This is a genomic window from Aeromonas sp. DNRA1, assembly GCF_963888745.1.
In the GTDB taxonomy this organism is placed as follows: Bacteria; Pseudomonadota; Gammaproteobacteria; order Enterobacterales; family Aeromonadaceae; genus Aeromonas; species Aeromonas hydrophila.
Window position 1 is genome coordinate 160,850 of the sequence record NZ_CAWPKQ010000002.1, and the last position, 17,407, is coordinate 178,256.

At 58.9% G+C, this 17,407-nt stretch carries 18 protein-coding genes and 2 tRNA genes; 15 read left to right on the forward strand and 5 right to left on the reverse strand.

What is annotated here, in order from left to right:
• The first annotated feature begins 63 nt into the window (after nt 1-63).
• The 3 genes from AACQ43_RS06780 (at nt 64) to AACQ43_RS06790 (ending at nt 3,639) form a co-directional block, all read left to right on the forward strand.
• Nucleotides 64-1,620 (forward strand): ABC transporter substrate-binding protein, encoded by a 1,557-nt coding sequence (locus AACQ43_RS06780; protein ID WP_113994139.1) that lies wholly within the window; start codon nt 64-66, stop codon nt 1,618-1,620.
• A gap of 99 nt (nt 1,621-1,719) precedes the next feature.
• A complete protein-coding gene (locus AACQ43_RS06785) occupies nt 1,720-2,694 on the forward strand; it encodes an ABC transporter permease (protein ID WP_168966634.1) in 975 nt (324 codons plus the stop codon).
• Nucleotides 2,695-2,697: 3 nt separating this feature from the next.
• Nucleotides 2,698-3,639 carry an ABC transporter permease gene (locus AACQ43_RS06790; protein ID WP_016351728.1) on the forward strand — a complete coding sequence of 314 codons (942 nt, stop codon included), beginning with the start codon at nt 2,698-2,700 and terminating at the stop codon, nt 3,637-3,639.
• 77 nt (nt 3,640-3,716) lie between these two features.
• Here AACQ43_RS06790 and dxs read toward each other — a convergent pair whose 3' ends face one another.
• The 3 genes from dxs to xseB are packed head-to-tail and all read right to left on the reverse strand — an operon-like array spanning nt 3,717 to nt 6,746.
• Entirely contained in the window at nt 3,717-5,582 is a 1,866-nt protein-coding gene (gene dxs / locus AACQ43_RS06795) for a 1-deoxy-D-xylulose-5-phosphate synthase (protein ID WP_168966636.1), read from the reverse strand.
• Between the two features lie 21 nt (nt 5,583-5,603).
• Nucleotides 5,604-6,494 carry a (2E,6E)-farnesyl diphosphate synthase gene (ispA, locus tag AACQ43_RS06800; protein WP_168966638.1) on the reverse strand — a complete coding sequence of 297 codons (891 nt, stop codon included), beginning with the start codon at nt 6,492-6,494 and terminating at the stop codon, nt 5,604-5,606.
• On the reverse strand, nt 6,495-6,746 hold the full coding sequence (gene xseB / locus AACQ43_RS06805) for an exodeoxyribonuclease VII small subunit (RefSeq protein WP_024944269.1): 252 nt from the start codon (nt 6,744-6,746) through the stop codon (nt 6,495-6,497). It lies immediately after the preceding gene.
• Nucleotides 6,747-6,966: 220 nt separating this feature from the next.
• Between xseB and pomA the strand changes: the two genes are divergently transcribed.
• The 3 genes from pomA (at nt 6,967) to greA (ending at nt 9,264) form a co-directional block, all read left to right on the forward strand.
• Nucleotides 6,967-7,725, forward strand: a complete 759-nt coding sequence (gene pomA / locus AACQ43_RS06810; RefSeq protein ID WP_076360426.1) for a flagellar motor protein PomA — start codon at nt 6,967-6,969, stop codon at nt 7,723-7,725.
• Between the two features lie 8 nt (nt 7,726-7,733).
• Complete coding sequence (locus AACQ43_RS06815) at nt 7,734-8,633, forward strand: flagellar motor protein MotB (protein WP_076360425.1); 900 nt, start codon at nt 7,734-7,736, stop codon at nt 8,631-8,633.
• A 154-nt stretch (nt 8,634-8,787) separates the two neighbouring features.
• Entirely contained in the window at nt 8,788-9,264 is a 477-nt protein-coding gene (gene greA, locus AACQ43_RS06820) for a transcription elongation factor GreA (protein ID WP_011707083.1), read from the forward strand.
• Nucleotides 9,265-9,311: 47 nt separating this feature from the next.
• Here greA and AACQ43_RS06825 read toward each other — a convergent pair whose 3' ends face one another.
• Both AACQ43_RS06825 and yhbY read right to left on the reverse strand, forming a co-directional pair.
• A complete protein-coding gene (locus tag AACQ43_RS06825) occupies nt 9,312-9,905 on the reverse strand; it encodes a PilZ domain-containing protein (protein ID WP_168966640.1) in 594 nt (197 codons plus the stop codon).
• Between the two features lie 104 nt (nt 9,906-10,009).
• Entirely contained in the window at nt 10,010-10,306 is a 297-nt protein-coding gene (yhbY, locus tag AACQ43_RS06830; protein ID WP_005298134.1) for a ribosome assembly RNA-binding protein YhbY, read from the reverse strand.
• Nucleotides 10,307-10,403: 97 nt separating this feature from the next.
• Between yhbY and rlmE the strand changes: the two genes are divergently transcribed.
• The 9 genes from rlmE (at nt 10,404) to rimP (ending at nt 17,398) form a co-directional block, all read left to right on the forward strand.
• Nucleotides 10,404-11,033 carry a 23S rRNA (uridine(2552)-2'-O)-methyltransferase RlmE gene (gene rlmE, locus AACQ43_RS06835; protein ID WP_011707081.1) on the forward strand — a complete coding sequence of 210 codons (630 nt, stop codon included), beginning with the start codon at nt 10,404-10,406 and terminating at the stop codon, nt 11,031-11,033.
• 45 nt (nt 11,034-11,078) lie between these two features.
• Nucleotides 11,079-13,028 (forward strand): ATP-dependent zinc metalloprotease FtsH, encoded by a 1,950-nt coding sequence (gene ftsH, locus AACQ43_RS06840; RefSeq protein ID WP_011707080.1) that lies wholly within the window; start codon nt 11,079-11,081, stop codon nt 13,026-13,028.
• 62 nt (nt 13,029-13,090) lie between these two features.
• Nucleotides 13,091-13,936, forward strand: coding sequence for a dihydropteroate synthase (folP, locus tag AACQ43_RS06845; protein WP_168966642.1), 846 nt, complete (start codon nt 13,091-13,093; stop codon nt 13,934-13,936).
• A gap of 17 nt (nt 13,937-13,953) precedes the next feature.
• Nucleotides 13,954-15,288, forward strand: a complete 1,335-nt coding sequence (gene glmM / locus AACQ43_RS06850) for a phosphoglucosamine mutase (protein ID WP_016351721.1) — start codon at nt 13,954-13,956, stop codon at nt 15,286-15,288.
• 131 nt (nt 15,289-15,419) lie between these two features.
• Nucleotides 15,420-16,184 carry a triose-phosphate isomerase gene (tpiA, locus tag AACQ43_RS06855; RefSeq protein WP_168966644.1) on the forward strand — a complete coding sequence of 255 codons (765 nt, stop codon included), beginning with the start codon at nt 15,420-15,422 and terminating at the stop codon, nt 16,182-16,184.
• Nucleotides 16,185-16,511 (forward strand): preprotein translocase subunit SecG, encoded by a 327-nt coding sequence (secG, locus tag AACQ43_RS06860; protein ID WP_010633113.1) that lies wholly within the window; start codon nt 16,185-16,187, stop codon nt 16,509-16,511. It begins immediately after the preceding gene.
• Nucleotides 16,512-16,518: 7 nt separating this feature from the next.
• A tRNA-Leu gene (locus AACQ43_RS06865) sits at nt 16,519-16,603 on the forward strand.
• Between the two features lie 92 nt (nt 16,604-16,695).
• Nucleotides 16,696-16,772 (forward strand) — tRNA-Met (locus AACQ43_RS06870).
• 167 nt (nt 16,773-16,939) lie between these two features.
• Nucleotides 16,940-17,398, forward strand: coding sequence for a ribosome maturation factor RimP (gene rimP, locus AACQ43_RS06875; protein ID WP_016351719.1), 459 nt, complete (start codon nt 16,940-16,942; stop codon nt 17,396-17,398).
• Nucleotides 17,399-17,407: the final 9 nt, after the last annotated feature.

Genomic DNA, 17,407 nt, shown 5'->3' on the forward strand with positions numbered 1-17,407 from the left:
GCGGCCCGCCGCTCTGCTTGTCAAAAAAAGTGTCAATAAAAAGCCAAAAGCATGGAGAAAGACATGAAGAAAGGATTATCCAAGATTGCCCTGGCGCTGTTTGCCGCCGGTTTCGCTTTTAACGTTTCCGCCGTCGACATCAAGGTCGCCGTCGCCTCCGACGCCACCTCGCTGGACCCGCAGGAGCAGCTCTCCGGTCAGACCCTGGAGATGTCCCACCTGGTGTTCGATCCCCTGATGCGTTACACCCAGGACCTGCAGTTCGAGCCCCGTCTGGCCGAGAAGTATGAGCGCATCGACGACAAGACCGTGCGCTTCTTCCTGCGCAAGGGCGTCAAGTTCCACTCCGGCAACGACTTCACCGCCGACGACGTGGTGTGGACCGTCAACCGTCTGAAGTCCTCCGTCGACTTCAAGGCCATCTTCGACCCCATCTCCGAAGTGAAGAAGGTCGATGAGTACACCGTCGATCTCGTCACCGCCAAGCCGTTCCCGCTGGTGCTGCAGACCGTCACCTATATCTTCCCGATGGACTCCAAGTTCTATACCGGCAAAACCGAGGCGGGCAAAGACAAGGCCGAGATCGTCAAGAACGGCGACTCCTACGCTTCCACCCACGTCTCCGGTACCGGCCCGTTCAGCGTCAAGTTCCGCGAGCAGGGCGTGAAGCTGGAGTACACCCGCAACGCCAACTACTGGGACAAGGCCTCCAAGGGCAACGTCGACAACCTGACCGTGGTGCCCATCAAGGAAGACGCCACCCGCGTGGCGGCCCTGCTGGGTGGCGATGTGGACGTGATCTACCCGGTCGCCCCGAACGATCTGGAGCGCGTGAAGAACGGCAAGGACACCCAGCTGGTGACCCTGTCCGGTACCCGCGCCATCATCATCGAGCTGAACCAGAACACCAACCCGGCGCTGAAAGACAAGCGCGTGCGTCAGGCGATCAACTACGCCATCAACCAGGTGGGCATCGTCGAGAAGATCAACAAAGGCTTCGGCACCCCTGCCGGCCAGCTGAGCCCGAAAGGCTATGCCGGTCACAACGAGGCGCTCAAGCCCCAGTATGATCTGGCCAAGGCCAAGCAGCTGATGAAGGAAGCCGGCTATGAGCAGGGCTTCAAGATGAGCTTCATCTCCCCGGCTGCCCGCTACGTCAACGACGTCAAGATTGCCCAGGCCGTCTCCGCCATGCTGGCCAAGATCAACATCAAGGTGGATCTGAAGACCATGCCGGTGGCCCAGTACTGGCCTGAGTTTGACAAGTGCGCCGCGGACATGCAGCTGATCGGCTGGCACTCCGACACCGAAGACAGTGCGAACTTCTTCGAGTTCCTGACCTTCACCAAGGATGCCAAGACCGGCATGGGTCAGTACAACTGCGCCGGTTATGCCAATGCCGAGGCTGACAAGCTGGTCGAGCAGGCCAACGCCGAGACCGATCCGGCCAAGCGTGCCGAGATGCTGAAGAAGGTCGAAGCCATGCTGATCGACGACGCTGCCTATGTGCCGCTGCACTGGGAAGATCTGGCCTACGGCGCCAAGAAGAACGCCGATATCAAGCCGGTGGTCAACGTGATGAACTTCCCTTACTTCGGCGACCTGGTGGTCGGCAAGTAAGCGAAGGTTGCAAGGAAGGACGGGGCGGGGTGGTCAGCCGGCCACCCCGCCTGCTAACAGAAGCCTGTGCCATGACACAGGCCACGTAGAAGGACAAGCATGTTTACATTCCTGCTGAAACGGTTCTATCAGGCCGTGATAGTGATGTTCGTCATCAGCCTGGTCGCCTTCTCCATCCAGGACAACCTGGGGGATCCGTTGCGCGAGCTGGTGGGACAATCGGTCTCCGAAGCCCAGCGCCACGAATTGCGCGAGAAGATGGGCCTCAACGATCCTTTCCTCGTCAAATACAGCCGCTTCTTGAAGAACGCGGTACACGGGGATCTGGGTACTTCCTACTTCTTCAAGCGACCAGCCCTCGAGGTTATCCTCGACAAGCTGGTGGCTACTCTTGAGCTGGTATTTGGCGCTGCGTTGATCATCGTGTTGGTCTCCATTCCGCTTGGGGTCTACTCGGCGATCCGCCCGCACAGCATACCGACCAAGATCATCATGGCGGGGAGCAGCATCGGCATCTCGATCCCGGTGTTCCTGACCGCCATCATGCTGATGTACCTCTTCTCCATCCAGCTGGGCTGGCTGCCAGCCTATGGCCGCGGCGAGACCTACAACCTGCTGGGCTGGGAGTCGGGCTTCTTCACCTGGGACGGCATCAAGCATTTGATCCTGCCCTGCGTGGCGCTCTCCTCCATCATGCTGCCGCTGTTCATCCGGCTGGTGCGCTCCGAGATGCTGGAGCAGCTCTCCTCCGAGTACGTCAAGTTCGCCCGTGCCAAGGGGCTGGACAACAACAAGGTCTACTATCAGCACGCTCTGAAGAACACCATGCTACCGGTCATTACCGTTGGTGGCGTGCAGATCGGTACCATGGTGGCCTACACCATCCTGACCGAGAGCGTGTTCCAGTGGCCGGGGACCGGCTTTCTGTTCCTCGAGGCGATCCACCGGGTCGATACGCCCCTCATCACCGCCTACGTCATCTTCGTCGGGCTCATTTTCGTGGTGACCAACACCCTGGTCGACCTGCTCTACGGGTTGATCAACCCGACCGTCAACCTGACCGCCAAGGGGTAACAGATGACTAATGCTGTAACTGCAAGCCCAAGCCGTTGGGCACGTTTTAAAAATTCCGACATCGTCTACTACTTCCTGCGGGACAAGGTAGCCATGTTCAGCTTTGCGGTGTTCGTGGTGTTCGTACTGGCGGCGCTGCTGGCACCCTGGCTGGCCCCGTACAACGTCTATGACCAGACCAGCTTCGATCTGATGGATGCCGAATTGCCGCCCTCCTGGCTGGAAGGGGGCGAAGAGCGCTTCTGGCTCGGTACCGACAACCAGGGTCGCGACATCTGGAGCACCATCCTCTATGGCGCACGCATCTCGCTGACCATAGGTCTGTTCGCGGTGGCGCTGCAGCTGGTGCTCGGCATCGTCATCGGCCTCATCGCCGGTTACTTCGGTGGCCGTATCGACAGCCTGCTGATGCGCTTTGCCGACGTGCAGCTGTCGTTCTCCACCATGATGGTGGCGATCATCATCTCCGCCATCTTCCAGGCGACGTTTGGTTCCGAGTTCTACTCGAAGTTCGCCATCCTGATGCTGGTGGTGATCATCGGTATTGCGGAGTGGCCGCAGTACGCCCGAACCGTGCGTGCCTCGGTACTGGCGGAGAAGAAGAAGGAGTATGTGGAAGCGGCCAAGGTGATGGGCTTTCGCGCCCCGCGCATCATGTTCCGCCACATTCTGCCCAACTGCCTGTCGCCGATCCTGGTCATCTCCACTGTGCAGGTGGCCAACGCCATCATGAGCGAGGCGGCGCTCTCCTTCCTCGGTCTGGGGATGCCGGTGGATCAGCCGTCGCTGGGCTCGCTCATCAGCGTGGGCTTCAACTACATCTTCTCCGGTTCCTGGTGGATCACCGCCTTCCCGGGCATCTGCCTGGTGGTGCTGGTGCTGGTCATCAACCTGTTGGGTGACTGGCTGCGGGATGTGTTCAATCCCAAGCTCTACAAGGGCTGATGGTCACAGGTAAACAAGCGAGACAGACAAACAAAAAGGGCGCCATAACGGCGCCCTTTTGCTGTGTGCTGAGGGGGTCAAGTCTGCAGCCACTGCTCGATGCTGCGCTGGATGCCGGCGCCATCGAGCCCCAGCAGAGCGTAGAGCTCCTCCTGGGTACCCTGTTCGACGAAGCGATCCGGCAGGCCGAGATTGAGCACCGGCTTGCACTGTTTGCTGCGCATCAGCAGCTCGTTCACCGCAGAGCCCGCGCCGCCCATGATGGCGTTGTCCTCGAGGGTGACGAACTGATCGTGGTTCGCGGCCAAGGAGAGCACCAGCGCCTCGTCCATCGGCTTGACGAATCGCATGTCCACCAGGGTGGCATCGAGCGCCTCGGCTGCTGCTTTGGCCTGTTGCAGCAGGGTGCCAAACGCCAGGATGGCGGTGCCTTTGCCCTGACGCACGATGCGGCCCTTGCCGAGCGCCAGCGCCTGCATCTCGCTCTCGACCTGGATGCCGGTACCGCTGCCGCGGGGGTAGCGTACCGCCGCCGGCCCGTTGCACTGGTAGCCGGTGTAGAGCATCTGACGGCATTCGTTCTCGTCGGATGGGGTCATGATCACCATGTTGGGCACGGTGCGCAGGAAGCTGATGTCGAACGCCCCCTGATGGGTGGGGCCGTCGGCACCCACCAGGCCGGCCCGGTCGATGGCGAACAGCACCGGCAGCTCTTGCAGCGCCACATCGTGGATCAGCTGGTCGTAGGCCCGCTGCAGGAAGCTCGAGTAGATGGCGACCACCGGCTTCTGGTCGGCGATGGCAAGACCGGCGGCGAAGGTGACCGCGTGCTGCTCGGCGATGGCCACGTCGAAGTAGCGATCCGGATACTGCTGGCTGAACTTCACCAGGCCGGAGCCTTCGCGCATGGCCGGGGTGATGCCGACCAGCCGCTCATCCTTGGCCGCCATGTCGCACAGCCACTGGCCGAAGATGGCGGAGAAGCTCGGCTTGCCGCCGCTCGCCTTGGGCAGGGTGCACTCGTCCGGATTGAACTTGGGCACGCCGTGATAACCGATGGGGTCCTTCTCGGCGGGCTCGTAGCCCTTGCCCTTCTTGGTCTTGACGTGCAGCAGCTGCGGCCCCTTGAGGTTGCGCATGTTGCGCAGGGTCTCGACCAGGGCGTTGATGTCGTGGCCGTCGATGGGGCCGATGTAGTTGAAGCCGAACTCCTCGAACAGGGTGCCGGGCACCACCATTCCCTTGAGGTGTTCCTCGGCCCGCTTGGCCAGCTCCTTGACCGGCGGCAGGCCGGCCAGCACCTTCTTGCCACCCTCGCGGATGGTGGTGTAGAGCTTGCCAGACATGATGCGGGCCAGGTGGTTGTTCAGAGCCCCGACATTTTCGGAGATGGACATCTCGTTGTCGTTGAGCACCACCAGCATGTCCTTGTGGACATCGCCGGCGTGATTGAGCGCCTCGAACGCCATGCCGGCGGTGATGGCGCCATCGCCGATCACGGCCACCACCTTGCGGCCAAGCCCTTCGCTTTCGGCCGCCACGGCCATGCCGAGCGCCGCCCCGATGGAGGTGCTGGAGTGGCCGACCGAGAGCACGTCATATTCGCTCTCGCCACGCCAGGGGAAGGGGTGCAGACCGTCTTTCTGGCGAATGCTCTGCATCCGATCGCGGCGACCGGTGAGGATCTTGTGGGGATAAGCCTGGTGGCCCACGTCCCACACCAGCCGATCGAACGGGGTGTTGTAGACGTAGTGCAGCGCCACCGTCAGTTCGACGGTGCCGAGCCCGGAGGCAAGATGGCCACTGGAGCGACTCACCGAACGCAGCAGATATTCACGCAGTTCGTTGCACAGTACGGGCAGTCGCTCGAAGGGCAGGGATCGCAACTCGACCGGCGTATCCGCGAGGGCCAGGTTGGGGAAATTGCTTATATCAACGCTCATATTGTTACTGTTATCCAGCGTTTAGTGGGTTCGCTCGATGATGTAATCGGCAAACGCTTCCAGAATGTCGGTATTGTAGGGCAAAGATTGCAAGGCTGTTAAGGCTTTACCATGCAGTTCGCGAGCCAGCTCACGGGCGTTGTCGAGCCCCAGCAGTGCCGGATAGGTACTCTTTTCCAGCGCCAGATCAGAGCCTTGTCGCTTGCCGAGGGTGGCGGTATCGCCCGTGATGTCGAGGATGTCATCCTGCACCTGGAAGGCGAGACCGATGGCGGCGGCATAGGTTTGCAGCGCGCTCAGAGTGGCGTCATCCACGTCGGCCTTGCACAGGGCGCCAAGCGCCACGGCACACTCGATGAGGGCCCCGGTCTTGTGACGGTGTATCTGTTCCAGCTCGACGAGGGTGATCTGGCGACCTTCTGCCTGCAGATCCAGCGCCTGGCCACCGCACATGCCGAGATAACCCGAGGCGCGGGCCAGCCGGCTCAGCATCCGTACCCGATTGGCCTGCAGCGAATCCGGCATCGGGTGATCGGCCAGAATGGTGAAGGCCAGGGTCTGCAGAGCGTCGCCAGCCAAAATGGCGGTGCCTTCATCAAATGCCTTGTGTACCGTCGGCTGACCGCGACGCAGATCGTCGTTGTCCATGGCGGGCAGATCGTCGTGCAGCAGGGAGTAGGCGTGGATGCACTCTACCGCGGCGGCCGGGCCGTCCAGCAGTTCGTTCTTTACGCCCAGCATCTCGCCGACGGCGTAGACCAGGAAGGGGCGCACCCGCTTGCCGCCCAGCAGCAGACCGTAACGCATGGCATCGAGCAGGCGGGGAGCCATGGCAGGCAAGGATTCAAGTTGTGCAGACAGACAGTCGTCAATACGTTGCCGGTGCAGGCGGGAAAAATCGTCCAGCGTCACTCACTCCTCTCCTTGCTCTGGCTGGAAGGGGACTGCTTGCTCGCTGCCATCGGCCTGAGTCAGCAGGATCTGGATCTTCTGCTCGGCCAGCTCCAGCTTCTGCTGGCCGGCCCGCACCAGATGAATGCCCTGCTCAAACTGCTTAAGGGCCTCTTCCAGCGGCAGAGAGCCCTGTTCCAGTTGATGAACTATGGTTTCCAGCTCTTCCAGAGTGGCATCAAAACTCAGGCGGTCGATTTTTTTACTGGCCATGTCCATCCTCGGGGATTGAAAAAAACGGCTTATCTTAACATCGACGACGGGCAGGGGGGAGGCAGAAAAATGCTGTCGGCTTAAACTCTCGGAAAAGTGGCCGATAATAAGCCATCTTCTGAACGGGGAATATTGTGGCAACCCTTGCCGCTGATGAGCCAATAGCAGAAAATTCAACAAACTGCAGATACAACAAATTTCAGCTGACAGGAGTAGGGATGTGGATCTAGGTAGTCTGATTGGCATAGTGCTGGGATTTGGGGTGGTGGTGTACGGCATGCTGTTGGGTGGACCCATGAGCATGTATGTGGACATGCCTTCGGTCTATATCACTATTCTCGGGTCCATCTTCATCGCCATGATGAAGTTCAACCTCGGCCAGTTCCTGATGGCGTTCAAGGTGGCTGGCAAGGCGTTCATCTACAAGGGTGACAAGCTTGACGACCTGATCGTCAAGGCGGTCGAGCTGGCCGATGCAGCTCGCAAGGGCGGTTTTCTGGCGCTGGAGGCGGCTGAAGTACCCAATGCCTTCATGAAGAAGGGCATCGACATGCTGGTGGACGGTCATGACGCCGACGTCATCCGTGCGGTGATGGAAAAAGATATCGAACTCACCTCCGAGCGCCATGCCATCGCCATCAAGGTGTTTCGTACCCTCGGAGATCTGGGGCCGGCCATGGGGATGATCGGTACTCTGGTGGGGTTGGTGGCCATGCTGGCCAACATGAGCGACCCCAAATCCATCGGCCCGGCCATGGCGGTGGCCTTGCTTACCACCCTGTATGGGGCGATTGAGGCTAACATGCTTGCCATCCCCATCGCCGACAAGCTTGAACTGCGCAGCGGTGAGGAGAAGCTGAGTCGCTGCCTGGTGCTGGACGCCATCATGGGCATTCAGGATGGCCAAAACCCGCGGGTGATCCAGTCCATGCTGCAGAATTACCTGAACCAGTCCAAACGCAACAATGGCAGCGAGTAGGGGGCCTTATGTCTGATTGCAAGTGCCCACCACCCGGGTTGCCTGGCTATATGGGTACCTTCGCCGATCTGATGTCGCTATTGATGTGCTTCTTCGTGCTGTTGCTCTCGTTTGCCGAGATGGATGTGCAGAAGTTCAAGCAGATTGCCGGCTCCATGGAGAAGGCGTTCGGGGTGCAGAACATTCTCGAGGTGAAGGATATCCCCAAGGGAACCTCTGTCATCGCGCAGGAGTTCAGACCGGGTCGTCCCGAGCCAACCCCCATCGATACCATCATGCAGCAGACCATTGACATGACCCAGACCGAGCTGGATTTCCAGCCCGGCGATGCCGACAAGGCCGGCGGTCATGACAAGAGCGAGGACAAGCTGGTCGGGGGCGACACTCAGCAGGAGGCGCAGAAACAACAGCAGCAGGAGCAGTCCAACGCGCTGGCCAAGGCACTGGCGGATCAGATGAAGGCGCAGATCCAGGACGGCGCCATCGAGGTGGAGGCGCTGGGCCAGCAGATTATCATCCGGATCCGGGAAAAGGCAGCCTTCCCGGCAGGTTCGGCCTTCCTGCAGCCCCAGTTCTGGCCGGTGGTGCGCAAGGTGGCGGCTCTGCTCAAGGATGTGCCCGGCGAGATCACTATCTCGGGTCATACCGACAATGTGGCCACCGAGGATGAGCTGTTCCAGTCCAACTGGGAGCTCTCCTCCCAGCGGGCGGTGGCGGTGGCCCACCAGATGATCAAGGTGCCTGGCTTCGATGGTGGCCGGCTGGTGGTACAGGGCATGGCCGATTCCCAGCCGCTGGTGCCCAACACCAGCCCGGAAAACCGTCGCATGAACCGGCGGGTGGAGATCTCCATCATGCAGGGCAAACCGACGGTGTCAGCCCCGATCAGCGCGCAGGAGCAGAAATAGTTCCGGCAAATTCTGATGAGAAAGCGCGATCCCGCTCGCAGGGACTGACATGGATTTTGTGCCGGCTTCATATTAAGATGCCTCATCCGAACCGACAGCTGCGGCTCTCTCTGATAGCCGCAGCTTCTCTTTTCAAGCAACCCAGGTTTCGACTATGAATCATACTCCGATGACTGTTCGCGGCGCTGAAAAGCTGCGTGAAGAGCTCGAATATCTCAAGACCGAGCTGCGTCCGCAGATTATCGAAGCGATTGCAGATGCCCGTGAACATGGTGATCTGAAAGAAAACGCCGAATACCATGCTGCCCGTGAGCAGCAAGGTTTCTGTGAAGGCCGTATCCAGGAAATCGAGAGCAAGCTCTCCAACGCCCAGGTGATCGACATCACCAAGATGACCAACAATGGTCGCGTCATCTTCGGGGCAACCGTGACACTGCTCAAGAGCGAGACGGAAGAAGAGGTGGTCTACCGTATCGTGGGCGACGACGAGGCGGACATCAAACAGAACATGATCTCCGTGAACTCCCCCATCGCCCGTGCCCTGATCGGCAAGGAAGTGGACGATGTGGCCATCGTCAAGACGCCGGCAGGCGATGTGGAGTACGAGATCCTGGAAGTTGCCTACCTCTGAGGTAGGTTGATGCCAGAACAGGGGAGCCCCGGCTCCCCTGTTTGTATTTAGCGGGGCTGGTAAGCCTGGGTGAAGGCGTCCTGATGACGCTGGAACATCCAGTTGCGCAGCAGTTCGAGGTCCGGTTTGGCCATCTGGAAATGCAGGGCCCAGCCCTGGATGCCGTTGCGACGATGAATGTGTCTGACCAGCTCTGCGCTGAGCGGCAGGGGGGCTAGATCCTCGATGAGCAGGCTGCCCGTCAAGGTGGCGCCGACGGCCAGTCCGGGCGGCAGGCCCTCGACGACCAGACCATCGAGCGACAGGCTGTGCACCAGATACTCGTGCCCACCCATTCTGAAGCTGGCTTGCTCGTCCAGCCGCCAGGTGCGCGGATGGGGATAACCCAGCTCCTTGATGACAGGGGCAGCGATGCGTGGCTCGACGAAGCCATCATCCCCTTGAGTGAAGCGCAGCGGAAAACGGAGCTGATGTCCGGCAAAACGGGCTTCCAGCACCAGCTGGTCGGCGCGTTGCAGCAGGCCTAGCAGGGGAGTGGCGAGATAACCGCTCAGGGATTGACCGGCGGCCGTCTCCTGATCGCTTCCCAAGTCCCGTAGCATGGCCAGTTCATCTTCGGTGAGAATCTGATGGTGATCCATAGCGGGTATCCACGAGTATTCATCGCAGGTTAAGGGCCTGGCGACTACTTTGGCAAGCGACTTGGGAAGAGGGGAAATGAAGGAAAGAGCGATGCTCTTTCCTGTTACTTGCGGGGCAGTTGGATTTTCGGCTCGTTGGCCTGACGATAGATGGTCAGCACGTGGCCGATGCTCTGTACTTTCACCGCGCCGGTTTCACGGACGATGGCATCCATAACCAGCTGTTTCATCTCACGATCTTCAGACGCAACCTTAACCTTGATCAGCTCGTGGTGGTTGAGCGCCAGATCGATCTCGGCCAGCACACCTTCGGTCAGACCGTGTTGTCCCAGCAGGACGACCGGCTTCAGACTGTGGGCAAGGCCCTTGAGGTACTGTTTCTGTTTATTGTTGAGAATCATGGCAATTTCTTCATAAGTCAGGGTTGAAAGGGGCGTATTCTACCCCCACTTAGCCCTTAATACTAATAACCCTTGTGGTTTTTTAAAGTCGACGATCATGACCCAGAAAAAACATTCCCCCAGTTCAACCCGCTGGTTAAAAGAGCATTTTGACGATCAATACGTCAAAAAAGCCCAGAAGTTGGGACTGAGATCCCGTGCCGTGTTCAAGATCGACGAGATCCAGGGCAAGGACAAACTGCTCAAGCCGGGCATGACGGTGGTGGATCTGGGGGCGGCCCCCGGTGGCTGGTCTCAGTTTGCCATCGACCAGGTCGGTGACAAGGGCCGGGTGATCGCCTGCGATATTCTGCCGATGGATTCCATCGCCGGTGTCGATTTCCTTCAGGGCGACTTTCGGGAGGAAACTGTACTCGGCGCCCTGCTTGAACGGGTAGGTCCGGACAAAGTTGACGTCGTCATGTCCGACATGGCGCCCAACATGAGCGGTACCCAGCAGGTGGATCAGGCCCGTTCCATGTATCTGGTCGAACTGGCGCTGGACATGTGCAATCAGGTCCTGCGGGCCAACGGCAGCTTCGTGGTCAAGGTGTTCCAGGGGGAGGGGTTTGATATCTATCTCAATGAAATCCGTAAACTTTTCACTGCCGTCAAGATTCGTAAACCAGACTCATCTCGTGCTCGTTCACGAGAAGTCTACATTGTGGCTACCGGTTTTAAACTGTAGTACCCTAACCTTCATCGTTAACTGTCAGTCTGCGAGGTTACTGATTTGAGTGACATGGCGAAAAACCTAATCCTGTGGCTGGTCATCGCCGTCGTGTTGATGTCGGTGTTCAATAGCTTCAGCCCCAGCGATACCACCAGTCGCCAGCTGGACTATTCCAGCTTCGTTAAAGAAGTGACCCAAGAGCAGATCCGTGAAGTGCGGATGGATGGCAAGGTCATTAATGGCGTCAAGCGCACCGGTGAACGCTTCACCACCATCATCCCGGCGCCGGATCCCCAGCTGCTCAACGACATGCTCAATCACAATGTCAAAGTGATGGGCGAGAAACCGGAAGAGCCGTCTCTGCTGACGTCCATCTTCATCTCCTGGTTCCCGATGCTGTTGCTGATCGGTGTCTGGGTCTTCTTCATGCGTCAAATGCAGGGCGGTGGTGGCAAGGGTGCCATGTCGTTCGGCAAGAGCAAGGCTCGCCTGATGAGTGAAGATCAGATCAAGACCACCTTTGCCGACGTGGCTGGCTGTGACGAGGCCAAGGAAGAGGTGAAGGAGCTGGTCGACTATCTGCGCGATCCGAGCAAGTTCCAGAAACTGGGTGGCAAGATCCCGACCGGCGTGCTGCTGGTTGGTCCTCCCGGTACCGGTAAGACCCTGCTGGCCAAGGCCATTGCGGGCGAGGCCAAGGTGCCTTTCTTCACTATCTCGGGTTCTGATTTCGTCGAGATGTTCGTGGGTGTTGGTGCCTCCCGGGTACGCGACATGTTCGAACAGGCGAAGAAGTCTTCTCCCTGCATCATCTTCATCGATGAGATTGATGCGGTCGGTCGCCAGCGTGGCGCCGGTCTGGGTGGTGGTCATGACGAGCGTGAGCAGACCCTGAACCAGATGCTGGTCGAAATGGATGGCTTTGAAGGCAATGAAGGCATCATCGTCATCGCCGCCACCAACCGTCCTGACGTACTGGACCCCGCCTTGCTGCGTCCGGGTCGTTTTGACCGCCAGGTCGTGGTCGGTCTGCCGGATGTCCGTGGTCGCGAACAGATCCTGAAAGTGCACATGCGCAAGGTGCCGCTGGCGGATGACGTCAATCCGGCGCTGATTGCCCGCGGCACCCCCGGTTTCTCCGGTGCTGACCTGGCCAACCTGGTCAACGAAGCCGCCCTGTTCTCGGCCCGCGAGAGCCGTCGTGTGGTCTCCATGGCCGAGTTTGAAAAGGCCAAGGACAAGATCATGATGGGCGCGGAACGCCGCTCCATGGTGATGAAAGAGTCCGAGAAGGAGATGACGGCCTATCACGAAGCCGGCCACGCCATCATTGGCCGTCTGGTGCCGGATCATGACCCCGTCTACAAGGTCTCCATCATTCCACGCGGTCGTGCGCTGGGTGTGACCATGTACCTGCCGGAGCAGGATCGCTGGAGTCACTCCAAGCAGCATCTGGAGTCCATGATCTCCAGCCTGTACGGCGGTCGTCTGGCGGAAGAGCTGATCTACGGTGCCGAGAAGGTATCGACCGGTGCGTCCAACGACATCGAGCGCGCCACCGACATCGCCCGCAAGATGGTGACCCAGTGGGGTATGTCCGAGCGTCTCGGCCCCATGCTCTACGCGGAAGAAGATGGCGAGGTGTTCCTCGGTCGCAGCATGGCCAAGGCCAAGCACATGTCCGATGATACTGCGCGCGTAATCGATGCCGAGGTCAAGCAGGTCATTGATCGCAACTACGCTCGCTCCAAGCAGATCCTGCTGGACAACATGGACGTGCTGCACAGCATGAAAGATGCGCTGATGAAGTACGAGACCATCGATGCCAAGCAGATCGACGATCTGATGGCTCGCCGCGAAGTGCGAGCCCCCAGCAACTGGCATGATGAGCACGGTGATACCCCGCAAGGAGGGGCCACGGTTGCTGCAGAGGCCAAGCCGGCGGTAGCCGAGACCGAGCAGGTGGCTGATGTCGATATCGACAAGGCCAACGATCTGCCGGCCAAATAAATCGTGATGATACAAACCCCGGGCTGGCCCCGGGGTTTTTCTTTATGTCAACGGAAGTAACGATGCAGCTAACCAGCAAGGGGCTCAGCCTCTCCCTCGAACGTCCCCACGTCATGGGGATCCTCAATGTGACACCGGACTCCTTCTCCGACGGTGGTCATTTCAATCAGCTGGAGCGGGCGATGACCCATGCGCGCCAGATGGTGGCGGAGGGGGCGACCCTCATCGACATCGGTGGTGAGTCGACCCGTCCAGGAGCTCCCGATGTGAGCGAGCAGGAGGAACTGGACCGAGTCATTCCCGTGGTGGAGCGCATGGTCGCCGAGCTGGAGGTGATGATCTCCCTGGATACCTCCAAGGCGGCGGTGATGCGGGAAGGCTGCGCGGTGGGTGCCCATCTTATCAACGACGTACGAGCCCTGCTCGAGCCCGGCGCCCTGGCTGCGGCTGCCGTTGCCAACGTTCCGGTGTGCCTGATGCACATGCAGGGACAGCCGAGAACCATGCAGGCAGAGCCGTATTATGACGATCTGCTGGGGGAGGTGAGGGCTTTTTTCGACGAGCGGATCGCCGCCTGCCTGGCAGCGGGAATAGAGAGGGAGCAGTTGTTGCTGGACCCCGGTTACGGTTTCGGCAAGACGCTCGCACACAACTATCAGCTGCTTGCCCAACAGGACAAGTTGCTCGATTACCAGCTTCCGCTCTTGGTCGGTATGTCGCGAAAGTCTATGATAGGCAACCTGCTTGGCCGCCCGGTTGATGAACGGCTGGCCGGCAGTCTGGCCTGTGCGCTCATCGGGATGCAGCGTGGTGCCCGGATCATTCGGGTGCACGATGTGCGAGCGACCATGGATGCCTTGCGTACCGGCTGGATGGTCATGACGGGACAAGATTTCATATCCAAATAAAAAAACGAGAACAGACAATGGCAAGAAAGTATTTTGGCACCGACGGTGTACGCGGCAAGGTGGGTGAATACCCGATCACCCCGGATTTCGTGATGAAACTGGGCTGGGCCGCGGGCAAGGTGCTCTCCAAGAAGGGTACTCGCAAGGTGCTGATCGGCAAGGATACCCGCATCTCCGGCTACATGCTGGAGTCTGCACTGGAGGCGGGCCTGTCCGCCGCGGGTCTCAAGGCCATTCTGATGGGCCCCATGCCCACCCCGGCCGTCGCCTACCTGACCCGCACCTTCCGGGCCGAAGCCGGCATCGTCATCAGCGCTTCCCACAACCCCTATTACGACAACGGCATCAAGTTCTTCTCCGCCGACGGTACCAAGCTGCCTGACGAAGTCGAGATGGCCATCGAAGCCGAGCTGGACCACGAGCTGAAGTGCGTGGAGTCCGCCGAGCTGGGCAAGGCACTGCGCATCGACGATGCTGCCGGTCGTTACATCGAATTCTGCAAGAGCACTTTCCCCTCCAATCTGAGCCTGGAAGGGCTGAAGATGGTAGTGGACTGCGGTCATGGTGCGACCTATCACATTGCGCCTTCCGTGTTCCGCGAGCTGGGGGCAGAAGTGATCGCCATCGGCTGCAGCCCGGATGGTCTCAACATCAACGACGGTGTCGGTTCGACCGCCCCCGAAGCCCTGGCGGCCAAGGTGCTGGAGTGCAAGGCAGATCTGGGGGTGGCCTTCGATGGTGATGGCGACCGTCTGGTGATGGTGGACAACACCGGCTATATCATCGACGGCGACGAAATCCTCTACATCATTGCCCGCGATGCATTGCGCAACGGTCGCCTCAAGGGCGGCGTGGTGGGCACCCTGATGGCCAACATGGGTCTGGAGCTGGCGCTGCAGACTCTCGGCATCCCGTTCGCCCGCGCCAAGGTGGGTGACCGCTACGTGCTGGAGATGATGAACGAGAAGGGCTGGCGCATCGGCGGCGAGAACTCCGGTCACATCATCTGCCTGGATCAGACCACTACCGGGGATGGCATCGTCGCCGCCCTGCAGGTACTGACTGCCATTTGCACCGCCGAGATGCCGCTGGCCAAGCTGCGCTCCGGCATGAACAAGTTCCCGCAGGTGCTGGTCAATGTGCGCTTTGCCGAAGGCAAGGATCCGCTGGCGGCCGACGCCGTGCAGCAGGAAGTGGCCAAGGTGGAACAGGAGCTGGCCGGTCGTGGTCGTGTGCTGCTGCGAAAATCCGGCACTGAACCTCTGATCCGCGTGATGGTGGAAGGGGAACATGAACAGCAGGTGCGTGACATGGCCCAACGCATCGCACAACAGGTTGAATCGGCGTTTTAATGAACAAAAAGGGCGGCTTTTAAGCCGCCCTGGTTGTATCTTGTTCAAACGATTCGAAAATTTGAAAATAGCGCTTGTCAGCTGACAATCCTCTGGATATTATCAGCCCCGCTTTCGCAAGGGAGTTGCCGATGGGACATCGCAAGCCGTTTGTAGCAGCCAACTGGAAGTTACACGGTAGTAGGTCGCAGTTAGAGCAGTTTACCGGTCAATGTCTGAAGGGCATTGATGAACGAGTAGACGTGGTCTTGTGTCCATCCCATGTGCATCTCGACTTTACGGCCGCACTGCTCGGTGAGCAGCGGGCAATAAAGTTGGGGGCTCAGAATGTGAGCCAGCACAGACAGGGCGCTTACACGGGGGAAATTTCGTGTCAGATGCTGGTCGAGGCAGGGTGCCGATACGTACTGGTAGGGCACTCCGAGCGCAGGCGTCTCTTTGGTGAGACCAGTTTTATCGTCGCAGAGAAGTTTGCGGCAGCCAGAGCGGCAGGTCTGATTCCCATCCTCTGTTTGGGTGAGTCAGGGGCGGCGAGGCAGGCGAGAAGAACCTTCGAGGTGATCGCCGAAGAGCTGGACATCGTCATAGAGAAAAATGGCGCGATGGCTTTCGATAATGCTATCATCGCCTACGAGCCGATTTGGGCTGTAGGTACAGGTAAATGCGCCACACCCGAGCAGGCACAAGAGGTTCATTCCTTTATACGTGGTCGCTTGGCGGAGGATACTCCGGTCATAGGTGAGAAAGTCAGAATCATCTATGGTGGGAGCGTGACGCCAGCCAATGCGAGAGAGTTGTTTGCCCAGCCCGACGTTGACGGCGGCCTGATTGGTGGAGCAAGTCTCGATGACCAAGCGTTTTTAGGAATTGTTGAAGCGGCAAAGGGTGCAAGTTAAATGTACGAGATTCTTTTGGTCGTTTATCTGCTGGTGTCACTGGCTCTGATTGGTCTGGTGATGATTCAGCAAGGTAAAGGGGCTGACATGGGCGCCTCCTTCGGCGCAGGGGCATCGAATACCGTATTCGGCTCCGGTGGTTCAGGCAGCTTCCTGACCCGCACAACAGCGATTTTGGCTACTCTGTTCTTCTTGATTAGCTTGGTGCTTGGCTCTATGTCCAGCAACAAGGTCAAACAGGGTAGTGAATGGGAAAATCTGCAACAAACCCAACAGGTTGAGCAGAGCAAAGCGCCAGTCAAGAAAGACACTGACGTTCCCGAGTAAGAGTTTTGCCGTGGTGGTGGAATTGGTAGACACGCTATCTTGAGGGGGTAGTGCTCTAGGGTGTGCGGGTTCGAGTCCCGCCCACGGCACCAATTAAGCAGTGAGCCCGGGTAACCGGGTGTATTATAGCCAGTCAGTCTTGTGTGACGAGGGTGAAGTGGCTATAATCTCGCACGATTTCGGACGCGGGGTGGAGCAGCATGGTAGCTCGTCGGGCTCATAACCCGAAGGTCGTCGGTTCAAATCCGGCCCCCGCAACCAAATTTCACGCATTTCCTACGCTCAGGAAGGCGGTCGCTGCGAGGCGACAATCAGGGTAAAGCGCCAAGCCCCGATTTGACATCGGGGCTTTTTGTTATGTGCAATTTACTCTGAACCAATTTCTATCTGGGCTTTATGCCCTTTTTTTGTTTTTTCGGAGGGTGACTTTGGCTACGTTGGAACAACGTTTGACCGATCTGCTCGAGGCTCCTGTCGTTGCCTTGGGCTTTGAACTGTGGGGTATTGAGTTTATCCGTGCGGGTAAACACTCCACCTTGCGCGTCTATATCGACGGCGAGCATGGCGTGAGCGTCGAGAACTGTGCTGAGGTCAGCCATCAGGTTGGCGCCATCATGGATGTCGAAGATCCCATCACCGAGGAGTATTACCTCGAGGTGTCTTCCCCGGGTCTGGATCGTCCCCTGTTCAAGGTTGCCCAGTTCGAAAAATACGTTGGCCAAGAGGCGGCGGTAACGCTTCGGATGGCAACAAACAACCGCCGCAAGTTCAAAGGCGTAATCAAAGCTGTGCAGGGCGACATGATCACCCTGACGGTAGATGGTAAGGACGAAGTGTTGGCTTTCACCAATATCCAAAAAGCGAACATAGTGCCGAACTTTGGTTAACGAGGCTAT